Source organism: Pseudomonas sp. GW456-12-1-14-TSB6, assembly GCF_059424205.1.
In genome coordinates, this window is record NZ_JBWKZE010000020.1 from 48,504 (window position 1) to 70,716 (window position 22,213).

The following is a 22,213-nucleotide window of genomic DNA, read 5'->3' on the forward strand; positions in this document are numbered from 1 at the left end:
GACTATCAACATCTTCTCGCTGGCCGAGGAACGTTCAAACAAAGGAAGAGGCTATGGTTCAAGTTCGCAAACTGGTGTTAGCAATAGCGGCCGCCTCGGCGCTGTCCTCCGGTATGGCGCATGCCCTCGGGCTCGGGGAGCTGACCCTGAAGTCGACCCTGAACCAGCCGCTGGTAGCGGAAATCGAGCTGCTCGATGTCAAGGATCTGACCGCTGCCGAAGTGGTGCCGAGCCTGGCCTCGCCGGAAGATTTCGCCAAGGCCGGCGTCGATCGCCAGGCCTTCCTCAATGATCTGACGTTCACCCCGGTGCTCAACGCCAGCGGCAAAAGTGTGCTGCGCGTTACCTCGAGCAAACCGCTGTCGGAACCGATGGTGAAATTTCTCGTGCAGGTAATGTGGCCGAACGGCCGCCTGCTGCGTGATTACAGCGTGCTGCTGGATCCGTCGAAGTTCTCGCCGCAGACCGCCGATGCCGCCGCTCAACCCGCGCCAGCGCAAACCATCACCGCACCGACCACCGGCGCCACCCATTCGACCCACACCACCACGCCGCGCGACACCCTGTGGGAAATCGCCGCCAAGGCGCGCACTGGCGGTTCGGTGCAGCAGACCATGCTGGCGATCCAGGCCCTGAACCCGGACGCGTTCATCGGCGGCAACATCAACCGCCTGAAAACCGGTCAGGTGCTGCGTCTGCCCGATCAGGTGCAAAGCACCGCACTGCCGCAGTCCAAAGCGATTGCCGAAGTGGCCGCGCAGAACGAAGCCTGGCGTCAGGGCCGTCGTTATGTGGCCAAACCGGGTACCGGTCAGCAGCAACTCGATGCGACCAATCGTGGCCGCGCCAATACCGGTGCTGCGCAAAACGCCAAGGACAACCTGAGCCTGGTGTCCGCCGAAAGCGCCAAGGCGCGTGGTAAGGGGCCCGCCAGCGATGCCAAGGCCCTGAGCAACAAACTGGCGGTCACTCAGGAAAGTCTCGACACCACCCGTCGTGACAACGAAGAACTGAAAAGCCGCATGGCCGATCTGCAAAGCCAGCTGGACAAGCTGCAACGCCTGATCGAACTGAAAAACAATCAACTGGCGAAGATGCAGGCCGAAGGTTCGGGTGCTGCTCCCGCGACCGCCGCCACTGCGCCAGTGGTGCCGGCGATCACCGCGGAACTGGCGGCCACGCCGCCGGCCACTCCGGCAGAGGCTGCTCCGGGCGCACCTGCGCCTGAAGCCGCCGCCCCGGCACCGGTCGAGCCGGTTGTCGAGCCTGTGGTTGAAACCACGCCCGCAGCCAATGACGAAAAAACCTTCAACGAACTGCTGACCAATCCAATCCTGCTGGGTCTGGTCGGTGGCGGTGCAGTGGTTCTGCTGCTCCTGCTGTTGCTGCTGGCCCGCCGCCGCAAGGCGCAGCAGGAAGCCGAAAAACACTTGCGCATGGCCCGTGCCCTGGAGGAGCAATCCTTCTCCCAGGACCTCGATCTGCCGGAAAGCAGCTTCGAAGGTCTGGAAGTGCCAGCCGCCAGCGTCAAGCTGAACCCAGCCCCAGCCCCAGCCGCTGCTGCTGCTGTAGTGGCGCCAGTCGTGATGGCCGAGCCGATCGCCGCGCCGTTGGTGGCGCCGGCCGCCGAGCGTTCCGACGACGTGCTGGACAAGGCGCAGTCGCACATCGACGGCGGTCGTCTGAATCAAGCCGCCGCGTTGCTTGAGGAGGGCGTGAGCCTGGAGCCGCAGCGCAGCGATCTGCGTCTGAAACTGATGGAAGTCTACGGTCGTCAGGGTGATCGCGATGCGTTCGTCGGCCAGGAGCGCCAACTGGTCGCCAATGGCGACAACTTCGCCAAGGTCGAGGAGCTGAAAAGCCGCTTCCCGGCTATGGCGGTCGTCGCGGCCAGCGGCCTGGCGGCTGCTGCCATGGCCGCCGAGCTGGACGCGGAATACGTCAAGGAGCTGCTGCTCGACGAGCCTGAAGCGCCTGCCGCGGCAGATGCCGAACTGGACAGCGCTTTCGACCTGAGCCTCGACGATCTGGATAACATCACGCCAGTAGAGCCTCTGGCGACTGTCGAGCCGGAAGCGCCGGTCGAGCTGGATGCGTTCCCGACTGACGACGACCTGAGCTTCGAGTCCGTGCTGCAACAGCAGACCGACATCAAGGAAAACCTCGACGACCTGTCGGATTTCGACCTGGATATGGATCTCGGTGCCGACCCTGCGCCTGCGCCGGTCGAGCTGGCAGACGATGATTTCCTGCTGGATCTGGACGAAGGCGTGAAGGATCTGCCGCTGGTCGAAACTCCAACCGTGGCCGACGTGCCGCAGGACGATCTGGAGCTGCCAGCCGATTTCGACCTGTCCCTGGCTGACGAAATGGACGCGACGCCAGCCGAGCCGGATGCATTTGCCGCCGAACTGGACGACGTCAACGCCGAGCTGGATCGCCTGTCGAGCAGCATCAACGAGCCAAGCTTCACCGAGGCTGACGCAGCGTTGGGCAATGATCTGGGCGAGGATGACTTCGACTTCCTGTCCGGTACTGACGAAGCCGCGACCAAGCTCGATCTGGCTCAGGCCTACATCGACATGGGCGACAACGACGGCGCGCGCGACATCCTCAATGAGGTCATCAGTGAGGGGAACGACAAGCAGAAGAGCGAAGCGAGCGAAATGCTGTCGCATCTGGCCTGAGTCGGCATTCAGCGGTAAACAAAACGGCAGCCCATGAGGCTGCCGTTTTTGTTTGGGTCTGGTTTCCCCGTCCCGCCGCCTTATAATGCCCGCCTTTGTAGATCAGCAGGCTGTACCGACTTGGCAAACATAGATAACCCGGCCGCCGAAATGGCACCCGAAGGCTTTTTCCGCGTCGCGCTGGGCGTTGAATACAAGGGCTCGCGCTACAGCGGCTGGCAGCGCCAGTCCACCGGTGTACTCACCGTGCAGGAAACCCTGGAAAAAGCCCTGTCGAAGGTCGCCGACTCGCCGATCTCGCTGCAATGCGCGGGGCGCACCGACGCCGGTGTGCATGCCTGCGGGCAGGTGGTGCATTTCGATACCCAGGTCGACCGTTCGCTGAAAGCCTGGGTCATGGGCGCCAACATCAATCTGCCCCACGACATCAGCGTCAGTTGGGCGAAGGTCATGCCGGCGCATTTCCATGCGCGATTCAAGGCGATTGCCCGGCGCTATCGCTACGTGATCTACAACGATCAGATCCGCCCGGCGCATCTCAACGAAGAAATCACCTGGAATCACCGTCCGCTGGACGTCGAGCGCATGGCCGAGGCCGCGCAGTACCTGATCGGTACTCATGATTTCAGTGCCTTCCGTGCCGGCCAGTGCCAGGCCAAGTCGCCGATCAAGAAGATGCATCACCTGCGCGTGACCCGTCACGGCAAAATGATCGTTCTGGACATCCGCGCCAACGCGTTTCTGCATCACATGGTGCGCAACATCGCCGGCGTGCTGATGACCATCGGTGCCGGCGAGCGGCCGGTAGAGTGGATGAAAGAAGTGCTGGAGAGCCGCGAGCGGCGTTCCGGCGGAGTTACGGCGCATCCGTTCGGCCTGTATCTGGTGCAGGTCGAGTACCACGACGAGTTCCCGTTGCCGGAGCGTTTCATCGGGCCACATTTCCTTACGGGTTTCGCGGAACTTGACGGCTGACGCCCTCGAACGCATTTGTTACCATCCGGGACTTTCTCGGATTTGCCTTGGGGTTTTTATCGACATGTCAGCCGTTCGCAGCAAGATTTGCGGGATTACCCGCATAGAAGATGCGTTGGCAGCCGTCGAGGCCGGGGCCGATGCCATCGGTTTTGTGTTCTACGCTAAAAGTCCCCGGGCCGTGACCGTGCAGCAGGCGCGGGCGATCATCGCCGCATTGCCGCCGTTCGTGACCACGGTCGGGCTGTTCGTCAATGCCAGCCGTTGCGAGCTCGGGGAAATCCTCGATGCCGTGCCGCTGGATCTGCTGCAGTTCCATGGCGACGAGACCGCCGCGGAGTGTGAAGGCTGGCACCGGCCGTACATCAAGGCCTTGCGGGTCAAGGCGGGCGATGACATTGCCGCTGCCTGCGATGCCTACCCGAGCGCCAGCGGCGTGCTGCTCGACACTTATGTCGAAGGCGTGCCCGGCGGAACCGGCGAGGCGTTCGACTGGTCACTGATTCCGCAGGGTTTGAGCAAGCCGTTGATTCTGGCCGGCGGCCTGACGCCGGAGAACGTCGCCGATGCGGTCGCCCGGGTGCGGCCGTATGCCGTGGATGTCAGCGGCGGGGTAGAGGCGAGCAAGGGCATCAAGGATCACGCAAAGATTCGTGCATTCATCAACGCCGTACGCTGATGTGACGGCTGGCAGACTGCCGCCGTCCACAGCTCTGTAGAAAAGAGGCTGAGGGTCTTTTCGGGGTGTACGCAGGTCAGTTCCGCTGACCCGGCAGTCCGGCCGATCATCGCCACACATGAATTTAGCTGAAGGGCATACGCGGGGCCGCGAACCAGAGCGTTCGGGCCGCCGGTACTGGAGAAAGAAAGCATGAGCAACTGGTTGGTAGACAAGCTGATCCCTTCGATCATGCGTTCCGAGGTCAAGAAGAGCTCGGTCCCTGAAGGTCTGTGGCACAAATGCCCGTCCTGCGAGGCTGTGCTGTATCGTCCGGAGCTGGAAAAGACCCTGGACGTTTGCCCCAAGTGCAACCACCACATGCGCATCGGCGCACGTGCGCGCATCGACATCTTCCTGGACGCCGAAGGCCGTACTGAACTGGGCGCCGACCTGGAGCCGGTTGACCGTCTGAAATTCCGTGACGGCAAGAAGTACAAGGATCGTCTGGTCGCTGCCCAGAAGCAGACCGGCGAGAAAGACGCACTGGTTTCCATGAGCGGCACCCTGCTGGGCATGCCGGTCGTGGTTTCGGCGTTCGAATTCAGCTTCATGGGCGGTTCCATGGGCGCCATCGTCGGTGAGCGCTTCGTACGCGCCGCCAACTACGCGCTGGAAAACCGTTGCCCGATGGTGTGTTTCTCCGCTTCCGGTGGCGCGCGCATGCAGGAGGCCCTGATCTCTCTGATGCAGATGGCCAAGACCTCGGCCGTGCTGGCGCGCCTGCGCGAAGAAGGCATTCCGTTCATCTCCGTGCTGACCGACCCGGTTTACGGTGGCGTTTCCGCCAGTCTGGCGATGCTGGGCGACGTGATCGTCGGCGAGCCAAAAGCCCTGATCGGCTTCGCCGGCCCGCGCGTGATCGAGCAGACCGTGCGCGAAAAGCTGCCGGAAGGCTTCCAGCGCAGCGAGTTCCTCCTGGAGCACGGTGCGATCGACATGATCATCGACCGTCGCGAACTGCGTCCGCGTCTGGGTAACCTGCTGGCGCAACTGACCGGCAAGCCGACGCCTAAATTCGTTGCTGCGCCGATCGAGCCGATCGTCGTTCCGCCGGTGCCTGCCAACGTATGACCGAGCGCACCCTTGGCGAGTGGCTCGCCTACCTTGAGCAGTTGCATCCATCGGCCATCGACATGGGGCTGGAGCGTTCGCAACAGGTAGCGTCCCGCATGGGACTGGGCCAGCCGGCGCCACGGGTGATCACGGTCACCGGCACCAACGGCAAGGGTTCGACCTGCGCTTTCGTGGCTTCTTTGCTGCGGGCGCAGGGCCTGAACGTCGGTGTCTACAATTCTCCGCACCTGCTGCGTTACAACGAGCGGGTGCAGCTCAATGGCGTCGAAGCCACTGACGCGCAGTTGTGCGAAGCCTTCGCGGCGGTAGAAGCGGGGCGTGGCGACACTTCCCTGACTTACTTCGAAATGGGCACCCTGGCGGCGTTCTGGCTGTTTCAACAGGCCGGGCTCGATGCGGTGGTGCTGGAAGTCGGGCTGGGCGGGCGTCTGGACACTGTCAACGTGGTCGATGCCGATATCGCGCTGGTCACCAGCATTGGTGTCGATCATGCCGATTACCTGGGCAATACCCGCGAATCCGTGGCCTTCGAGAAGGCCGGGATTTTCCGTCAGGGCAAACCTGCACTGTGCGGCGATCTGAATCCTCCACAACCCCTGCTGGACAAGGCGCGCGAGCTTGCTTGCCCGTTCTTCCTGCGCGGGCGTGATTTCGATCTGGGTATCACGGATCAATTCTGGCAGTGGCGCGGTACCGATGCTGACGGTCAGGTCGTCGAACTGCGTGATTTGCCGCTGCTTGATCTGCCGATGGAAAACGCCGCGTTGGCGTTGCAGGCTTATCTGCTGCTCGGTTTGCCATGGGATGCCGAACAGATTGTTGCGGCGTTGCGGGCGACTCGTGTGGTCGGTCGTCTCGATCGTCGCTCGTTCGAATGGAACGGCAAACGTCTGAACCTGTTGCTGGACGTTGGACACAACCCGCATGCGGCGGAGTATCTGGCGCGGCGTCTGGCGGCTCGTCCGCCGGTCGGCAAGCGTCTGGCGGTGTTCGGCCTGCTGGCGGACAAGGATCTGGACGGCGTCATCGGTGAATTGAATGCCAGCGTCCAGCACTGGGCGGTGGCGCCGCTGGATTCGCCACGTGCGCGTCCGGTGGATGAATTGAATCAGGCATTGCAGAACCTTGGCGCCTCGGTCACGTCTTATGACAGTGTGGCGGCTGCGCTGGAAGGGCAGTGTGCAGTGGCCACCAGCGACGACGAGATCTTGCTGTTCGGATCATTTTATTGTGTCGCCGAGGCCCTCGAATGGCTGTCTCGGCGCTCCACGGAGGAAGCGGCAAATGGCTTTGCTGGATAAAGCGTACAAGCAGCGCATGGTCGGTGCCCTGGTGCTGGTGGCGCTGGCGGTGATTTTCCTGCCGATGCTATTTTCCCGTCAGGATGAACAGCGTCAGGTGACTGTCGAAGCGCCGGCTGCGCCGCAAGCGCCCGCCGTGGCGCAGATCCAGATGGAAACCGTGGCCGTACCTGAGCCGCAGGTTCTCCCGCAAGAGCCAGTGCCAAGCGATGACGAAGTCGCCGAGCAGGCTGTGCCAACGGCACCTATTGCTTCCGCCGCGCCAGCCCCGGCTCCGGCGCCGGTAGCCAAACCGGTTGCGCCGGCTCCCGCTCCCGCTCCTGTGGTCAAGCCAACCACAGCCCCAGCCCAGCCGATCGCTGCGCTGTCTGCCAAGCCGGACACCACTCAAAGCCGCGTCGATGCCAATGGTCTGTCGGTGAGCTGGTCGGTGCAACTGGCCAGTCTATCGAGCCGCGCCAGCGCTGAAAGCCTGCAGAAAACCCTGCGCAGTCAGGGCTACAACGCTTACATCCGTTCTGCCGATGGCAAGAACCGGGTGTTCGTCGGTCCGTTGATTGAGCGCGCCGAAGCCGATCGTCTGCGCGATCTGTTGAGCCGCCAGCAGAACCTCAAGGGGTTTGTGGTGCGCTTCCAGCCTGAGCGTGGCTGATATCTATCACTTCGATAGAAATGCACTGAAAATCGCAGCTTACCGACAGCCATGCGCTCTGCTAAAATGCGCCGCCTTATCCGTCTGTAGGCTGCACTGTGCCATTTACCTGGGTTGACTGGGCGATCGTTGCAATCATCGCCATCTCCGCTTTGATCAGTTTGAGCCGCGGCTTCGTCAAAGAAGCATTGTCGCTGGTGACCTGGATCATCGCAGGAGCTGTTGCCTGGATGTTCGGTGGCTCACTGTCCGAGTACCTCGCCGGATACATCGAAACACCGTCGGCTCGTGTGATCACGGGCTGTGCCATCATGTTTGTCGCCACACTGATCGTGGGCGCAATGATCAATTATCTTATCGGCGAGTTGGTTCGCGTCACCGGGTTGTCCGGGACCGATCGATTCCTCGGCATGGCCTTCGGCGCTGCGCGTGGCGTGTTGCTGGTGGTCGTGGCGGTCGGGCTGTTGAGCCTGGGGCCGGTACAGCAGGACGGGTGGTGGAAAGAATCACAGCTCGTGCCAAAGTTTCTATTGGTCGCAGACTGGTCCAAGAACCTGATTCTCGGGTGGAGCAGTCAGTGGCTTGCCAGCGGAATCAGCGTACCCGCTGATATTCCGTTCAAGGAGCAACTCTTGCCGTCGGCCAAAACGCCTCAGTGAGTGTTGTTCAGTTCAGATCCATTAAGTAGGGGTTGCGTCGCATGTGTGGCATCGTCGGTATCGTCGGTAAGTCGAACGTCAATCAGGCGCTGTATGACGCGCTAACCGTGCTCCAGCACCGCGGCCAGGACGCTGCCGGTATCGTGACCAGCCATGATGGCCGGTTGTTCTTGCGCAAGGACAATGGCCTGGTGCGTGACGTGTTTCAACAGCGTCACATGCAGCGCCTGGTCGGCCACATGGGTATCGGCCACGTCCGTTACCCGACTGCCGGCAGCTCGACGTCGGCCGAGGCTCAGCCGTTCTACGTCAACTCGCCTTACGGCATCACCCTGGCGCACAACGGTAACCTGACCAACGTTGAACAGTTGGCCAAAGAGATCTACGAATCCGATCTGCGTCACGTCAACACCAGCTCCGACTCGGAAGTGCTGCTCAACGTGTTCGCTCACGAGCTGGCCCAGCGCGGCAAGCTGCAACCGACCGAAGAAGACGTGTTTGCCGCCGTGACCGACGTGCATAACCGTTGCGTCGGTGGCTACGCTGTCGTGGCGATGGTGACCGGTTACGGCATCGTCGGTTTCCGTGACCCGCACGGCATCCGCCCGATCGTGTTCGGTCAGCGTCACACCGACGAAGGCGTCGAGTACATGATCGCCTCCGAAAGTGTTTCGCTGGATGTGCTCGGCTTCACCCTGATCCGCGACCTGGCACCAGGCGAAGCGGTCTACATCACTGAAGACGGCAAGCTGCACACTCGTCAGTGTGCGACCAATCCGTCCCTGACCCCGTGCATCTTCGAACACGTCTACCTGGCGCGCCCGGATTCGATCATCGACGGCGTGTCGGTCTACAAGGCCCGTCTGCGCATGGGTGAGAAGCTGGCGGAGAAGATCCTGCGCGAGCGTCCAGAGCACGACATCGACGTGGTCATCCCGATTCCGGACACCAGCCGCACTGCCGCGCTGGAACTGGCCAACCATCTGGGCGTGAAATTCCGCGAAGGTTTCGTCAAGAACCGCTACATCGGTCGTACCTTCATCATGCCCGGCCAGGCCGCGCGCAAGAAATCGGTACGTCAGAAGCTCAACGCCATTGAGCTGGAATTCCGCGGCAAGAACGTGATGCTCGTCGACGACTCGATCGTTCGTGGCACTACCTGCAAGCAGATCATCCAGATGGCCCGCGAAGCCGGCGCGAAAAACGTCTACTTCTGCTCGGCGGCTCCGGCTGTTCGCTTCCCGAACGTTTACGGCATCGACATGCCGAGCGCTCACGAGCTGATCGCGCACAACCGTTCGACCCAGGACGTGGCTGATCTGATCGGTGCTGACTGGCTGATCTATCAGGATCTGCCTGACTTGATCGAAGCGGTCGGTGGCGGCAAGATCAAGATCGAAAACTTCGATTGCGCAGTGTTCGACGGCAAGTACGTCACTGGCGATGTCGACGAGGCTTACTTGAACAAGATCGAACAGGCACGTAACGATGCCTCGAAGGTCAAGACCCAGGCGGTCAGTGCGATCATCGATCTGTACAACAACTGAGTTTCAACCGGCCCCTAGGGGCCGGTTTTGTATCTGGCAAAAGACTTTTATTTACCGAGAACAGGGCAAGGAGTGACAGCATGAGTCAGGAATGGGATGCCGGTCGGCTGGACAGCGACCTCGAAGGCGTAGCGTTCGATACCCTGGCCGTACGTGCCGGTCAGCACCGTACGCCGGAAGGCGAGCACGGTGATCCGATGTTCTTCACTTCCAGCTACGTGTTCCGTACCGCCGCTGACGCCGCCGCACGGTTTGCCGGGGAAGTGCCGGGCAACGTCTACTCGCGTTACACCAACCCGACCGTGCGCGCGTTCGAAGAGCGCATCGCCGCGCTGGAAAGCGCCGAGCAGGCGGTGGCTACGGCGACGGGCATGGCCGCGATCATGGCAGTGGTGATGAGCCTGTGCAGTGCCGGCGATCATGTGCTGGTGTCGCGCAGCGTGTTCGGTTCGACCATCAGCCTGTTCGAGAAGTACTTCAAGCGTTTCGGTGTGGAAGTCGATTACGTGCCGCTGGCCGATCTGTCGGCTTGGGATGCAGCGATCAAATCCAACACCAAATTGCTGTTTGTCGAGTCGCCGTCCAATCCGTTGGCTGAGCTGGTGGATATCACCGCGCTGTCGGAAATCGCGCACGCCAAGGGTGCGATGCTGGTGGTCGACAACTGCTTCTGCACGCCTGCCTTGCAGCAGCCGCTGAAGCTGGGCGCAGACATCGTTGTGCATTCGGCCACCAAGTTCATCGATGGCCAGGGCCGTTGCATGGGTGGTGTGGTTGCCGGTCGCAGCGAGCAGATGAAAGAAATCGTCGGTTTCCTGCGTACCGCCGGGCCGACCCTGAGCCCGTTCAACGCCTGGATCTTCCTCAAGGGGCTGGAAACCCTGAACCTGCGGATGAAGGCGCACTGCGCCAACGCCCAGCAACTGGCCGAGTGGCTGGAGCAGCAGGACGGCATCGAGAAGGTGCATTACGCCGGCCTCAAGAGCCATCCGCAGCACGAGCTGGCTCAGCGTCAGCAGAAAGGCTTCGGCGCGGTGGTGAGCTTTGAGGTGAAGGGCGGCAAAGAGGGCGCCTGGCGCTTCATCGATGCGACCCGTTTGATCTCGATCACCGCCAACCTGGGTGACAGCAAAACCACCATCACCCACCCGAGCACTACGTCCCACGGCCGTCTGGCGCCGCAGGAGCGTGAGGCTGCCGGCATTCGTGACAGCCTGATCCGCATCGCAGTCGGTCTGGAAGATGTCGCTGACCTGCAAGCCGACCTGTCGCGCGGTCTGGCGGCGTTGTGATCGAGTTGTCTACGCCAAAGATCGGCACCCATGGCCGCGTTGCATTGGTCACGGGTGCCGCGCGGGGGATCGGTCTGGGCATCGCGGCATGGCTGATCAGCGAAGGCTGGCAGGTGGTGTTGACGGATCTGGATCGTGCGCGGGGTTCGAAAGTGGCGAAGGTGCTCGGCGAGAACGCCTGGTTCATCGCCATGGACGTCGCGGACGAAAGTCAGGTGGCGTTGGGTGTCGCTGAGGTGCTGGGGCAGTTTGGTCGTCTGGATGCGCTGGTGTGTAACGCTGCAGTGGCCGATCCACACAACATCACGCTGGAAAGTCTCGATCTGGCGTACTGGAATCGGGTGCTGGCGGTGAACCTCGGTGGGCCGATGTTGCTGGCCAAGCACTGTGCGCCGTATCTGCGTGCGCACAACGGGGCGATCGTCAATCTGGCCTCGACCCGTGCGGCGCAGTCGGAACCTGATACGGAGGCGTACGCGGCGAGCAAGGGTGGCTTGCTGGCGTTGACTCACGCGCTGGCGATCAGCCTCGGGCCGGAGATTCGCGTCAATGCGGTCAGTCCGGGCTGGATCGATGCGCGGGATCCATCTGCCCGGCGCGCGGAGCCGCTGACCGACACCGATCATGCCCAGCATCCTGCGGGCAGGGTAGGGACGGTCGAGGATGTGGCGGCGATGGTGGCGTGGTTGCTGTCGAAGAATGCGGGGTTTGTGACCGGGCAGGAATTCGTGGTCGATGGCGGCATGACCAAGAAGATGATTTATACGGAATGAAGCAATTTCGTCTTTTTTAGAAAAACTTCAATCCTGCTATTGACTTAGGTTCGCTACCTGCGTAAATTTCGCGGCCTCGGAGATGCAAACGGGTGATTAGCTCAGCTGGGAGAGCGTCTGCCTTACAAGCAGAATGTCGGCGGTTCGATCCCGTCATCACCCACCACTCCCGAGAGACTTGCGCAAGCAAGAGCGTAGGCTGAAAGTGCCTGCACCGACGCGCAGCGGTAGTTCAGTCGGTTAGAATACCGGCCTGTCACGCCGGGGGTCGCGGGTTCGAGTCCCGTCCGCTGCGCCATATTTAACGAGTCAGGCACTGTCTGGTTCGCGATTGAAAAGCACCGAAGCTTTCAGTCAAACGAGTTACTTGAGCGTCAGCTCAAAGCGATACGCAGCGGTAGTTCAGTCGGTTAGAATACCGGCCTGTCACGCCGGGGGTCGCGGGTTCGAGTCCCGTCCGCTGCGCCATATCTGTTTCAAGGACCACTGAACGCCTTGAAACACCGAAAGCAACCTCTGGTTGATTCGGAATCGATAGCAAAGACCCTGGTCGAAAGACCGGGGTTTTTTGTGTCTGAAATTTGACCTCTCCCAAATTCCTCCCTTGTAGCCGGCGACGAACCCTGGCCGTGGCTCGTTCGATGCTGCCGGGCAATCTACCTGCGTCTCCGAGTCGCTGCGATGCAATGCCGCATTGATTTTTTGATTCTTTAGTCAAATTTTTGTAACTGGTTGTTTGCTGCGAGCTCAGAAACCTATAAAGTTAACCTTTCGGTCAGCTTTGCACTGTCGTCACGCCCTTTGCTTCGTCAAAAAGGGCTTCTGCAAGACTCGAGATTCCCAGTAGATAACCAGAAGGGCGGATCCATAACCGCCCAGAGGATGATCCATGTCCAACCGTGAAATATCCCGGCGCTCGTTCCTTCAGGGCGGGCTGGTGGCGGGTGTGAGTGTCACGCTCACGCCGCTCAGCAGTCAGGCGCTGGCTGCCTTGATGGAAAACAGCGTGACTGTGCCGTCCGAGCAATGGCTCGGCAGCAACGGCAAGGCACGCCAGCGTAACGATGCATTGTCCAAGGTCTGCGGCAGCAAAGTGTTTGCTCGCGACATCCGTTCCAAGGACATGCCGGGTTGGCCCCAGCAGCAAGGCCACGCCATGTTGTTGAAAACCATCAAGGCTGACCGTATCTACGAAGGCTATGACCTGTCGTGGCTCGGCGCCGATCTGCAGCCTGATCGGATCGTTACCGCCGCCGACCTGGACAAGGACGGCATCGTGTTCCCTGAAGAGCACGCACCGGATCCGCTGCTGCCGGAAGGCAAGGTGCCGATGTTCATCGGTCACCCGGTCGCGATCCTGATCTGGAACGACTTCGAGCGGTTCCGTCAGGCCAAGAACAAACTCAAATTCAATGACAAAGCGATTCGTTACGGCGCAAAAGTGCCGTTCTACGAAGGCGATCCCTATGGCAGTTTCCGCTATGTGCGCGTCGGTGGCCCGACGTCGGCGGACGAAGACGAGTTCGCCAGCCTCAAGGACTCGATCCTGTTCCCGATGCTGAAGAACCGTCGTCCGGTGTGGAATTCCCAACCGAACCTGCACGGCAACCTGACCGAACGCGGCCTGTTCTACGCCGACCGCATGAAGAAAGAGATCGACACTCCGCCGGACAACTGGTTGGTGTTCGACGAGCGCTACAAAACTCCGTCGATCGAACCTGCTGCGATGGAGCCGGACAACGGCAACGGCTGGTACGACCCGGCGACCAAGACCCTGCATTTCGTCGTCGCCACCCAGTGCCCGCTGGAAACCGCCACCGAGACCGCGAAGATGATCGGGCCGTCGCGTTTCGGCCTGGCGAACCTGAACATGCACCCGGGTTACACCGTCGGTTACGGTTCCAAGGACCACAACATTTTCGTCTACTACGCGGCCCTGGCGGCGTTGTACGGCGCGGGTGTACCGATTCGCCTGGCCAACGACCGCTACGAGCAATTCCAGAGCGGCATCAAGCGTCACCCGTTCGACATCCGCTACCAGTTGGCAGTGGACAAGACCGATCACAGTTTCAAAATTTTCCGCGCCGAGATGAGCGTCGATGGTGGCGGTCGGATCAACTACAGCCCGTCGGTGGCTGCCGTTGGTGCCACTGCCGCGCAGTCGATCTACTACATGCCGCAGAACGACCTGCAGGTCACCGCTTACCATTCCCGCGCCGTTGAAGCAGGTTCGATGCGCGGCTACGGCACCCTGCAGAGCATGGCTTCCACCGAGATGATGGTCGACGAAATCGCCGATCGCCTTGGTGTCGATGCCATCGATCTGCGCCGCAAGAACGCGCTGCGCTCGGGGATGAAAAACACCCAGGGCGCGATCCCGGCCGGTGCGTTGCGCCTGCACGAGATTCTCGACAAGGCTTCGTTGCACGAAGTCTGGAAAAACCGCGACGCGATCAAGAAACAGCGCGAAGCGGCAGACCCGGACAACTGGTATGGCGTGGGTTTTGCCATTTGCCAGAAAGACTTCGGCACCGGTTCCGAAGCACCGATGGCCAGCATCGAGTTCACCGCTGAGGGGCGCATTTCCCTGCGTCATATCGGTATCGAGATCGGCACCGGCATGTCCACCTCGCAAGCGTTGGTGGTGGCTGATTTCCTCGGCAGCGCGGCTCACGATGTGAAGACCGGTGAAACCGAGTGGGATGAAATGCAGCTGGTCACCGCCGGCAACCCTTACATCATGAGTCAGGCCGAGCAGGACAACTTCCTGCGCAACCCGCGCTGGGTCGGCAAGCTGGCATCGGCCTCGTCCGCGACCAACTCCGCCTACTACTTCAGCCACGCCACCCGTGAAGCGGCGCGCGTGCTGTTCAACCACGGTCTGTGGCCGGCGGCGCTGGAGATCTGGCGTCAGGGCCCGTACGGCGGCCAGGCTAACCCTTACGTGGTGCGTCGCGAAGATGCGCATTGGGTCGACGGCAAACTCACCGCCAACGGCATGCAGCCACTGACCTTCGAAGAGCTGGCCAAGCGTGCGCACGAGCGCGGTCTGGTCACTGGCGCCACGGTTCACGGTTTCAACCGCTGGAGCTGGGCCGAGGCCGAATACAGCATCGATGGCGTGCGCGAGCGTCTGCCGCTCGATGGTCTGGCGGTGAAGTACGGCGACGGCGCCCCGAAAGCGAAAAAGGCGCAGATGACCAGCGCCGGTTTCCACCTGCTGGATCGGCAGAACATCGCCTATCCGGTGGTTCAACTGAACAACGCCGCCGTGACCTACTACAGCCCGGTGGCAACGCTGGTCGAGTTGAAGGTCAACAAAGGTTCGGCGGAAGTCGAAGTGCTCAACCATCACTCGTGGCTGGAGTGCGGCCGGGTGCTGGTCGAAGAACTGGTTCGTGGCCAGCTCGAAGGCGGGATCGCCATGGGTATCGGTCACGCCTTGATGGAAGAGATGCCGCTGTACGAAGGCGGGCCGGGGGAGGGTGACTGGAACTTCAACCGTTATCGCCTGCCGATGGCGCGCCATGTGGCGGTGTGGAAGCAGACGTCGGAAATCCTGCCGCCGCTGTCCCCAAGCGACCCGTCCAAAGGCATCGCCGAAGTGGTGATGATTCCGGTGGTCGGTGCCATCGGTAACGCCGTGGCCCACGCCATCGGTAAACGTGTTCGCGATCTGCCAATCACTGCTGCGCGCATCAAGGAGGCCCTCAATGGCTAACCGTCCGCTTCAACTGACCCTCAACGGTCAATCCGTCGGCCCGGTGGACATCCCTGATGACCTGCCGATGATCGATTACCTGCACGAATACAAAAACCTCACAGGTTCGCGCCTGGGCTGCGGCCAGGGCATCTGCCACGCCTGCGTGGTGATCGTCGACAACCCGGATGGCACCAGCGAAGAAGTGCGCACCTGCATCACCGGCGCGCATTATTTCGAGGGCAAGAAAGTCCGCACCATCGAAGGCCACGCCAAGCGTGACGAGCAAGGCCAGGTCACCGAGCTGAACCCGATCCAGCAGCGTTTCGTCGACGAATTCGCCTTCCAGTGCAGCTACTGCGCGCCGGGGTTCGTCAACGCCGCGACCGTGCTGGTGGAAAAGCTGCAACGCCAGCCAATCGTCAAAAGCAAACTGGAGCAAGTTATCGAGGACAGCCTCGGCCATCACATCTGTCGTTGCACCGGGTACGTGCGTTATTACAACGCCACCCGCAACGTGCTGACCGATCTCGGCCTGGTCAAGGAGGGTTAAGCATGAAGCAACTACTGACCCGCCTGACCCTGGCGGTCGGGCTGGCTGCGCCTGTGTTGGCGGTGCACGCGGATGATCAGGTCAAGCGCGGCGAATACCTCGCCCGCGCCGCTGACTGCATGGCCTGCCACACGGCGCCGGGTGGTGCGCCGTATGCCGGCGGGCTGCCGATCGTGTCGCCGTTCGGCACGATCTACGGCACCAACATCACTCCAAGCAAAGAGCACGGCATCGGTTTGTACAACGACGACGAGTTTTTCGCTGCGCTGACTGAAGGCAAGCGCCGTGACGGCGCGAACCTGTACCCGGCGATGCCGTACACCTCGTATCACTTGATGCCGCGTGCGGATTCGGATGCGATTCACGCGTATCTGAAAACCATCGAGCCAATCGAGCGTGCCGCGCCGGTGACGAGCCTTAGCTTTCCGTTCAACGTGCGTCCGGGCTTGATCGGCTGGAACATGATGTACGGCAACGCCTTGAAGCTGGAGCCTGCCGAAGGCAAAAGCGACGCCTGGAAACGCGGCCAGTACATGGTCGAAGTGTTAGGCCATTGCGGCGAATGCCATACACCACGTGGCCTGCCGGGCGCGATGCAGTTGGACAAGCGCCTGACCGGCGGCATCCTTAACGGCTATCTGGCGCCGAGCCTGCTGGCAACCGACTTGGCGGCACGCGGCTGGAACCATCAGGACCTGAGCACGTTCCTCAAGCACGGCATGAGCGCCCAGGGCACGATGTTCAACGAGATGTTCCCGGTGTTCCACAACAGCACCCAGGGCCTGAATGATCCGGATCTGGCGGCGATGGCGACTTTCCTGCTGGGCGACAAGCCTCCGGCGGCGAAAGAACTGACCGAAGTGCCGGTGGAAAAACTCAGTGTCAGCGCCCAGCGCGGCCGTCAGGAATACTTGAACGTCTGCGCCGGCTGTCACGCGGCCGGTGGCGAGGGCAAACCGCACATCGCGGTGGCCATGCGCGGCAACACCACGTTGCGTCTGGAAGACCCGCGCAACCTGTTGCGCGTGATCGAGGATGGCATCGGCGAACAGAAATTCGCCGGGTTCGAGCACATGCAGCCGATGCCGGGTTTTGCCGACAAGCTCAGTGCCGAACAACTGACCGATCTGCTGAACTACCTGCGTCAGGGTTGGGGTGGTCAGTCGGCCGAGCTGGCGGTTGGTGATGTGCAGAAGCTGCAGGCTGATGCGCCGTCCGTTGAGCACAAGGCGCACTGATCATGCAGCATCTCGATCTGCAAGTGGTTCGACGGGCGCTGGAGTGGTCGACGGCGGGGCAACGCATCTGGCTCTGCACCGTGCTGACCACCTACGGCTCGGCACCTCGCGCGCCAGGTTCGCTGCTGGCGGTGAACGACGGCGGGCAGTGGATCGGGTCGCTGTCCGGTGGTTGCGTCGAGGACGATTTTCTCGAGCGCGTCGCCGAAGGTGCGTTTCTCGATGCGATCAACGTCGTGCGTTATGGCGAAGGTGACGATCCGCGTTCGCGGGTCAGCCTGCCGTGCGGCGGCATTCTCGATGTGCTGGTAGAGAAATTTGACGCCAGTTGCGATGTGCAGGCGCACCTGCGCGAACTCGAATCGGCGTTGCTGGGGCAGCGCCGGTTGATTCGCGAGGTCGATCTGACTACTGGTGCGCGCAGCCTGTTTGCCGATCGCGAACAGGGTGCGCGGATCGAACGTGAGATCGACCGGGTACGGATCCGCATCGGTGCCGCTCAGCGTTTGCTGTTGGCGGGATATTCCAGCGTGGCGCAGGCCTGTGCGGAGTTCGCGGTTGGTCTCGGCTTCGAAGTGATTCTCTGCGACCCGCGTGAAGAAGTGCTGAAAGACGTGGTGCTCAATGGCGTGGAGATTCGCCGGCAATTGCCGTCGATGTTTATTGCCGATGGCGGTTGCCACCGTGATACCGCGGTGGTGGCCTTGACCCATGATCCGCGCATCGATGATCTGGCGATGATGGAAGCTGTGCGCACCGAGGCGTTTTACATCGGCGTGATGGGTTCGTTGCAGACTTCACAGAAGCGCTTCGAGCGTTTGCGTAGGGTTGGCGGTCTGGGGGAGAGCGAGCTGGCGCGAATTCATGCGCCGATCGGCCTCAACCTGGGCAGCAAGACGCCGGCGGAAATTGCTCTGGCGGTGCTCGCAGACATTCTGCGGATTCGCAGCGGGATTGCGCGGGATCAGTTGTGATTGATGCTGGATGTAAAAAGGGCCGCTATTCAGCGGCCCTTTTTTTCGCGCGTCAGAAACCGAGCTTGTCGCGCAGTCCGTAGTACCACGCGCCCAATGCGGCAAACGGTGTGCGCAGCAGTTGCCCGCCGGGGAAAGGGTAGTGCGGCAGATCCGCAAAGGCATCGAAACGCTCGGCTTGTCCGCGCAGTGCCTCGGCCAATACCTTGCCGGCCAGGTGCGTGTAGGTCACGCCGTGGCCACTACAGCCCTGGGAGTAATAGATGTTGTCGCCCAGGCGTCCGACCTGAGGCAGGCGCGACAGGGTCAGCAGGAAATTGCCGGTCCAGGCGTAGTCGATCTTCACGTCCTTGAGCTGCGGGAAGGCCTTGAGCATTTTCGGGCGGATGATCGCTTCGATGTTCGCCGGATCCCGCGCGCCGTACACCACGCCGCCGCCGAAGATCAGGCGCTTGTCGCCGGTGAGGCGGTAGTAGTCGAGCAGGTAGTTGCAGTCTTCGACGCAGTAGTCCTGCGGCAGCAGGGATTTCGCCAGATCATCGCCCAGTGGTGCGGTGGTGATGACCTGAGTGCCACACGGCATCGATTTGGCCGCCAGCTCCGGCACCAGATTGCCGAGGTAGGCGTTGCCGGCGACGATGATGAATTTGGCTCTGACTTTGCCCTGTGGTGTATGTACGACCGGGTTGGCACCGCGTTCGATGCGCACGGCCGGCGACTGTTCGTAAATGGCGCCGCCCAGGGATTCAACGGCGGCTGCTTCACCGAGGGCCAGGTTGAGCGGGTGGATGTGGCCGCCGCTCATGTCGAGCATGCCGCCGACGTATTGATCGCAAGCCACCACTTCGCGGATTCGGCGTTGATCGAGCAGTTCCAGTTGCGTGTGGCCGAAGCGTTCCCACAAGCGTTTCTGCGATTCCAGGTGGCCCATCTGCTTGGCGGTGAGGGCGGCGAATACGCCGCCGTCCTTCAGGTCGCACTGGATGTTGTATTTGCTGACACGCTCACGAATGATCCGGCCGCCTTCGAAGGCCATCTGCCCGAGCAGTTGCGCCTGTTTCGGGCCGACGCTGCGTTCGATCACATCAATGTCACGGCTGTAGCTATTGACGATTTGCCCGCCATTGCGCCCCGAGGCGCCGAAGCCGACCTTGGCGGCTTCCAGCACGGTCACGCGAAAACCGTTCTCCAGCAGGAACAGCGCCGAGGAAAGTCCCGTATAACCAGCGCCGATCACACAGACATCCGTCTCCACGTCATCCTGCAGGGCAGGGCGTGGTGGTACGGCGTTGGCCGACGCAGCGTAATAAGACTCTGGGTAAGGGGTGTTCGCCATCCTGCAGCCTCTGTTTAATATATTTTACGAGTGCGGCGATCCTACCCCAGTTGAAAAACCTCCGCCAGCCACCGGGAAATCTTCTTGCGGCGGGTCGAAATTAAATATTTTGCATATTCATAGGGTTAGGTGAAAAAAAGGTGTTGACACCCCTCCGGAATTCCGTAGAATGCCGCCTCACAGCAGGCACGTAGCTCAGTTGGTTAGAGCACCACCTTGACATGGTGGGGGTCGTTGGTTCGAGTCCAATCGCGCCTACCAAACAAAATCCGCTCTGCTGGGCGGTCTGAAAGGGCTCACCGAAAGGTGGGCCCTTTTTTGTTGTCTGCGATTTTCAGAACCTTTGCAAATTCCCGTTTGGTCGACCGCAGCTACACTTCGGCACATTTGCAGGGGGGGTATTCATGAGTCGCCAATTCAGGCGCGCCTGTCCAGGCGACATCGAAAGCCTGTTGAAGATTGATCCTGTCGCTGAAAAAGATAGCTGCCGTCGAGCGTGTATCGCGAGGTCGGTTGGGGCGCATGAGTGCTGGGTTGTCTGTGAGACTGACAATCCTGGCGTTCTTCTCGGCTACGGCTGTTTGGATCGAAGCTTTTTCGGTGAGTGGTTCATATCCCTCGTGGTCGTCTCCAGTGCGAGCAGGCGTTCCGGCGTGGGTCGGCAAATCGTGAGTGGTCTGGAGCATCACGCTGTTGCAGGCAAGATCTTCACGTCGACCAATGCGTCCAACTTGCCGATGCGGCAGCTGCTGATAAATCTTGAATATCAGCATAGCGGAATGGTGGAGAACCTTGCCCCGGGGGATCCTGAACTCATTTTTGTAAAATTCTTGAGCCATGCGCGTATTGACTGCGAAGGATTTTGATCCATTCGTCGCCGACTTTCGTGAGCATCCTTTTAAATAGTGTGGATATTTAAGGGGTTACGGATTTTATTAACCATTCGGTTATCAAAAATACGTTGTTACAAGACGAATAAATCAGTAATATCCGCCCCGCGTTCACCACCACGGTTTATGCATTTTTAAATCCCAAGCTTCCATCAGCTGCTTGGGATTTTTTTTGCCCGCGATTTGCCTTTCCCGCGCCTCTGCCAGTCTCTCGTCTCGCCCGCTTCCGTTTTTCCGGGAGGGGGTGACAGGCAAGTCCACACTTTTTCGACTACTACTGTCAGGCTGATTTCGCCTCTGCCGGACAGGAGTTCATCAATGCTGGTTCACTGGTTTCTTGCAGCGATTCATCTATTGGCATTTGCCATGGGCTTCTGGGCGGTGTTGACGCGTGGGACGGCCTTCAGTCGCCTGGCGTCCGGCTCGGGTGAAGTCGGGCGCGTATTGCTTGCCGACAATCTCTGGGGGCTCTCGGCGCTGGTGCTGCTCATCACCGGCGGCATGCGCGCTTTTGCCGGTTATGAGAAGGGAACCGACTACTACCTGCATCAGCCGCTGTTCCATCTGAAGATGACGTTGTTTGTGCTGATTCTGCTTCTGGAACTCGTGCCGATGATCACCCTGATCAAATGGCGCGTGGCCAAGGCGCGCGGCGCTATCCCTGACTTGGGGCGTGCCAAGGTGTTCGCGCGGACCAGTCATACCGAAGCGCTGCTATTGATATTGATGGTCGTGGCGGCTACCGGAATGGCGCGTGGCGTTACATTCGGCTAGGCGGGCGAGATTCCCATTCGCTATTCGGAAATATCCGACAGCCAACCCTTTGAATGACGGTTAGTATCGGTCGCGAGAAGGGTGAGGCGGGAAGGGGCGTGGCACGCGCCGTCACCAGGGAAGTGGGGGATGGCAATACGGCGCTTGAATCTTTAGCCAGTCATTGCGCGCAGGCAAACGAACTGGCTACTGACTGCGGTAGGGCTCAGGGCGTTTGTGGCTTGTCCGGAGCGGTCAGGCCAGCCTGGATGCGCTGGTAGATCTCTTCCCGGTGCACTGCAACGTTCTTCGGAGCGTTGATGCCGATTCGAACTTGCTGGCCGCTGACGCCGAGAATGGTGATCGTGATGTCATCACCAATGTTTATGCTTTCACCGACTTTGCGGGTGAGTATCAGCATGGTCTTCTCCTTGATTGCTTTGTAGGGCACCTGATTCAGACAGTGCAGAGGTCGGTGGTACGTATAGATTAGTGCGAAGTCTTAAAGTCTGGGTGCCTCTTTCTGACGCGCAGCAGCGGCATTAATTCCCAGCGCGTAACTATACAGGGGCTGTCAGCATCAATCTCGTCCTTTTGTGCCCATTTTGCGGGGCTCCGAAAGTATTCTCGAATGTTAAGATCGCCGCTTTGAAAAATCAGAGGGAAGCGTTGTGCGCAAATTGGTCTGGGTAGTCGCGGCACTGGCATTGGCAGGATGTGGCGAAGGCAAGAGTGTGGATGCGCAAAAAGCGAAACCGGCGGTGGTAGCGGCGCCTGCTGCGGTGGGCCCGCAGTGGGATCTCGAAGTGCGCGGTGAAACCCCTCAGGCGGTCAGCGACCTCAGCGGCTGGCTGATCGAGCATGCCTTTGTGGCCAGTGTCGTCAAGGACGCCAGCGGCAAGACCCGGATCCTCCTCGGCCCTTTCAATTCGAAGGCTGACGCCGAGGCGCGTCAGGCAGATGTGAATGCAGCGCTGGTCAAGGCGAAGAAGCAGAACATCGAAACGCTGGTGATCGAGCGCCCGGCGGCGCAATAAGGATCCATTCGGCGGAGCTGACTAAAGGGTGTCCGGCGTGATTCGTTTTTC

19 protein-coding genes and 4 tRNA genes are annotated in these 22,213 nt (G+C 60.8%); 21 read left to right on the forward strand and 2 right to left on the reverse strand.

Translation table 11 applies throughout. The features are described 5' to 3' along the window. Window positions 1-53: 53 nt before the first annotated feature. From AC07Y2_RS18930 to AC07Y2_RS19010, 17 genes are all read left to right on the forward strand, one after another. Complete coding sequence (locus AC07Y2_RS18930; protein WP_103386619.1) at window positions 54-2,687, forward strand: motility hub landmark protein FimV; 2,634 nt, start codon at window positions 54-56, stop codon at window positions 2,685-2,687. Window positions 2,688-2,837: 150 nt separating this feature from the next. Further along, window positions 2,838-3,662, forward strand: a complete 825-nt coding sequence (truA, locus tag AC07Y2_RS18935) for a tRNA pseudouridine(38-40) synthase TruA (protein ID WP_039771597.1) — start codon at window positions 2,838-2,840, stop codon at window positions 3,660-3,662. Between the two features lie 64 nt (window positions 3,663-3,726). Next, window positions 3,727-4,341 carry a phosphoribosylanthranilate isomerase gene (locus tag AC07Y2_RS18940; RefSeq protein WP_039771595.1) on the forward strand — a complete coding sequence of 205 codons (615 nt, stop codon included), beginning with the start codon at window positions 3,727-3,729 and terminating at the stop codon, window positions 4,339-4,341. Window positions 4,342-4,533: 192 nt separating this feature from the next. Then, the gene (gene accD, locus AC07Y2_RS18945) at window positions 4,534-5,454 is read left to right on the forward strand and encodes an acetyl-CoA carboxylase, carboxyltransferase subunit beta (RefSeq protein WP_039771593.1); all 921 of its coding nucleotides are present in this window, start codon (window positions 4,534-4,536) and stop codon (window positions 5,452-5,454) included. Beyond that, entirely contained in the window at window positions 5,451-6,758 is a 1,308-nt protein-coding gene (folC, locus tag AC07Y2_RS18950) for a bifunctional tetrahydrofolate synthase/dihydrofolate synthase (RefSeq protein WP_103386620.1), read from the forward strand. Before accD ends, folC begins: the two co-directional genes overlap by 4 nt. After that, window positions 6,742-7,410, forward strand: coding sequence for an SPOR domain-containing protein (locus AC07Y2_RS18955; protein ID WP_039771591.1), 669 nt, complete (start codon window positions 6,742-6,744; stop codon window positions 7,408-7,410). The genes folC and AC07Y2_RS18955 overlap by 17 nt, the downstream gene beginning before the upstream one ends. A gap of 98 nt (window positions 7,411-7,508) precedes the next feature. Then, window positions 7,509-8,069 carry a CvpA family protein gene (locus AC07Y2_RS18960; protein WP_103386621.1) on the forward strand — a complete coding sequence of 187 codons (561 nt, stop codon included), beginning with the start codon at window positions 7,509-7,511 and terminating at the stop codon, window positions 8,067-8,069. Between the two features lie 41 nt (window positions 8,070-8,110). Further along, on the forward strand, window positions 8,111-9,616 hold the full coding sequence (gene purF, locus AC07Y2_RS18965; protein ID WP_007956466.1) for an amidophosphoribosyltransferase: 1,506 nt from the start codon (window positions 8,111-8,113) through the stop codon (window positions 9,614-9,616). Between the two features lie 80 nt (window positions 9,617-9,696). Beyond that, complete coding sequence (locus AC07Y2_RS18970; RefSeq protein ID WP_064594841.1) at window positions 9,697-10,908, forward strand: O-succinylhomoserine sulfhydrylase; 1,212 nt, start codon at window positions 9,697-9,699, stop codon at window positions 10,906-10,908. After that, window positions 10,905-11,681, forward strand: a complete 777-nt coding sequence (locus AC07Y2_RS18975; protein WP_007956470.1) for an SDR family oxidoreductase — start codon at window positions 10,905-10,907, stop codon at window positions 11,679-11,681. Before AC07Y2_RS18970 ends, AC07Y2_RS18975 begins: the two co-directional genes overlap by 4 nt. 90 nt (window positions 11,682-11,771) lie before the next feature. Beyond that, window positions 11,772-11,847: transfer RNA gene (locus AC07Y2_RS18980), tRNA-Val, on the forward strand. 55 nt (window positions 11,848-11,902) lie between these two features. Beyond that, window positions 11,903-11,979, forward strand: a tRNA-Asp gene (locus AC07Y2_RS18985). Between the two features lie 93 nt (window positions 11,980-12,072). Beyond that, a tRNA-Asp gene (locus tag AC07Y2_RS18990) sits at window positions 12,073-12,149 on the forward strand. Window positions 12,150-12,570: 421 nt separating this feature from the next. After that, on the forward strand, window positions 12,571-15,402 hold the full coding sequence (locus AC07Y2_RS18995; protein WP_074687692.1) for a xanthine dehydrogenase family protein molybdopterin-binding subunit: 2,832 nt from the start codon (window positions 12,571-12,573) through the stop codon (window positions 15,400-15,402). Beyond that, the gene (locus tag AC07Y2_RS19000; protein WP_039771584.1) at window positions 15,395-15,934 is read left to right on the forward strand and encodes a (2Fe-2S)-binding protein; all 540 of its coding nucleotides are present in this window, start codon (window positions 15,395-15,397) and stop codon (window positions 15,932-15,934) included. The genes AC07Y2_RS18995 and AC07Y2_RS19000 overlap by 8 nt, the downstream gene beginning before the upstream one ends. Before the next feature lie 2 nt (window positions 15,935-15,936). Further along, on the forward strand, window positions 15,937-17,172 hold the full coding sequence (locus tag AC07Y2_RS19005; RefSeq protein ID WP_103386622.1) for a c-type cytochrome: 1,236 nt from the start codon (window positions 15,937-15,939) through the stop codon (window positions 17,170-17,172). A gap of 2 nt (window positions 17,173-17,174) precedes the next feature. Beyond that, complete coding sequence (locus tag AC07Y2_RS19010) at window positions 17,175-18,146, forward strand: XdhC family protein (protein ID WP_074687694.1); 972 nt, start codon at window positions 17,175-17,177, stop codon at window positions 18,144-18,146. 52 nt (window positions 18,147-18,198) lie between these two features. Here the strand turns inward: AC07Y2_RS19010 and AC07Y2_RS19015 are convergent, their stop codons facing one another. Then, on the reverse strand, window positions 18,199-19,482 hold the full coding sequence (locus AC07Y2_RS19015) for an NAD(P)/FAD-dependent oxidoreductase (RefSeq protein ID WP_039771578.1): 1,284 nt from the start codon (window positions 19,480-19,482) through the stop codon (window positions 18,199-18,201). 184 nt (window positions 19,483-19,666) lie between these two features. On the opposite strand from AC07Y2_RS19015, the gene AC07Y2_RS19020 reads away from it, so the two are divergent. The 3 genes from AC07Y2_RS19020 (at window position 19,667) to AC07Y2_RS19030 (ending at window position 21,146) form a co-directional block, all read left to right on the forward strand. Next, window positions 19,667-19,743, forward strand: a tRNA-Val gene (locus AC07Y2_RS19020). 143 nt (window positions 19,744-19,886) lie between these two features. Further along, complete coding sequence (locus AC07Y2_RS19025) at window positions 19,887-20,348, forward strand: GNAT family N-acetyltransferase (RefSeq protein ID WP_085667866.1); 462 nt, start codon at window positions 19,887-19,889, stop codon at window positions 20,346-20,348. A 342-nt stretch (window positions 20,349-20,690) separates the two neighbouring features. Next, window positions 20,691-21,146: a DUF2214 family protein gene (locus tag AC07Y2_RS19030; protein WP_103386623.1), complete on the forward strand. Its 456-nt coding sequence runs from the start codon at window positions 20,691-20,693 to the stop codon at window positions 21,144-21,146. Between the two features lie 205 nt (window positions 21,147-21,351). Here AC07Y2_RS19030 and csrA read toward each other — a convergent pair whose 3' ends face one another. After that, entirely contained in the window at window positions 21,352-21,546 is a 195-nt protein-coding gene (gene csrA, locus AC07Y2_RS19035; RefSeq protein WP_003179932.1) for a carbon storage regulator CsrA, read from the reverse strand. Between the two features lie 250 nt (window positions 21,547-21,796). Between csrA and AC07Y2_RS19040 the strand changes: the two genes are divergently transcribed. Further along, complete coding sequence (locus AC07Y2_RS19040) at window positions 21,797-22,162, forward strand: hypothetical protein (protein ID WP_039771573.1); 366 nt, start codon at window positions 21,797-21,799, stop codon at window positions 22,160-22,162. Window positions 22,163-22,213 lie beyond the last annotated feature (51 nt).

Excerpts from the sequence above, each read along its gene's own strand:
- csrA (WP_003179932.1), bottom strand. The coding sequence starts at position 21,546 with ATGCTGATACTCACCCGCAAAGTCGGTGAAAGCATAAACATTGGTGAT.
- folC (WP_103386620.1), top strand. The coding sequence starts at position 5,451 with ATGACCGAGCGCACCCTTGGCGAGTGGCTCGCCTACCTTGAGCAGTTG.
- AC07Y2_RS19010 (WP_074687694.1), top strand. The coding sequence starts at position 17,175 with ATGCAGCATCTCGATCTGCAAGTGGTTCGACGGGCGCTGGAGTGGTCG.
- purF (WP_007956466.1), top strand. The coding sequence starts at position 8,111 with ATGTGTGGCATCGTCGGTATCGTCGGTAAGTCGAACGTCAATCAGGCG.
- AC07Y2_RS19030 (WP_103386623.1), top strand. The coding sequence starts at position 20,691 with ATGCTGGTTCACTGGTTTCTTGCAGCGATTCATCTATTGGCATTTGCC.
- accD (WP_039771593.1), top strand. The coding sequence starts at position 4,534 with ATGAGCAACTGGTTGGTAGACAAGCTGATCCCTTCGATCATGCGTTCC.
- AC07Y2_RS19000 (WP_039771584.1), top strand. The coding sequence starts at position 15,395 with ATGGCTAACCGTCCGCTTCAACTGACCCTCAACGGTCAATCCGTCGGC.
- AC07Y2_RS18930 (WP_103386619.1), top strand. The coding sequence starts at position 54 with ATGGTTCAAGTTCGCAAACTGGTGTTAGCAATAGCGGCCGCCTCGGCG.
- AC07Y2_RS18940 (WP_039771595.1), top strand. The coding sequence starts at position 3,727 with ATGTCAGCCGTTCGCAGCAAGATTTGCGGGATTACCCGCATAGAAGAT.
- AC07Y2_RS18970 (WP_064594841.1), top strand. The coding sequence starts at position 9,697 with ATGAGTCAGGAATGGGATGCCGGTCGGCTGGACAGCGACCTCGAAGGC.
- AC07Y2_RS19015 (WP_039771578.1), bottom strand. The coding sequence starts at position 19,482 with ATGGCGAACACCCCTTACCCAGAGTCTTATTACGCTGCGTCGGCCAAC.
- truA (WP_039771597.1), top strand. The coding sequence starts at position 2,838 with ATGGCACCCGAAGGCTTTTTCCGCGTCGCGCTGGGCGTTGAATACAAG.
- AC07Y2_RS18955 (WP_039771591.1), top strand. The coding sequence starts at position 6,742 with ATGGCTTTGCTGGATAAAGCGTACAAGCAGCGCATGGTCGGTGCCCTG.
- AC07Y2_RS19005 (WP_103386622.1), top strand. The coding sequence starts at position 15,937 with ATGAAGCAACTACTGACCCGCCTGACCCTGGCGGTCGGGCTGGCTGCG.
- AC07Y2_RS19025 (WP_085667866.1), top strand. The coding sequence starts at position 19,887 with ATGAGTCGCCAATTCAGGCGCGCCTGTCCAGGCGACATCGAAAGCCTG.
- AC07Y2_RS18995 (WP_074687692.1), top strand. The coding sequence starts at position 12,571 with ATGTCCAACCGTGAAATATCCCGGCGCTCGTTCCTTCAGGGCGGGCTG.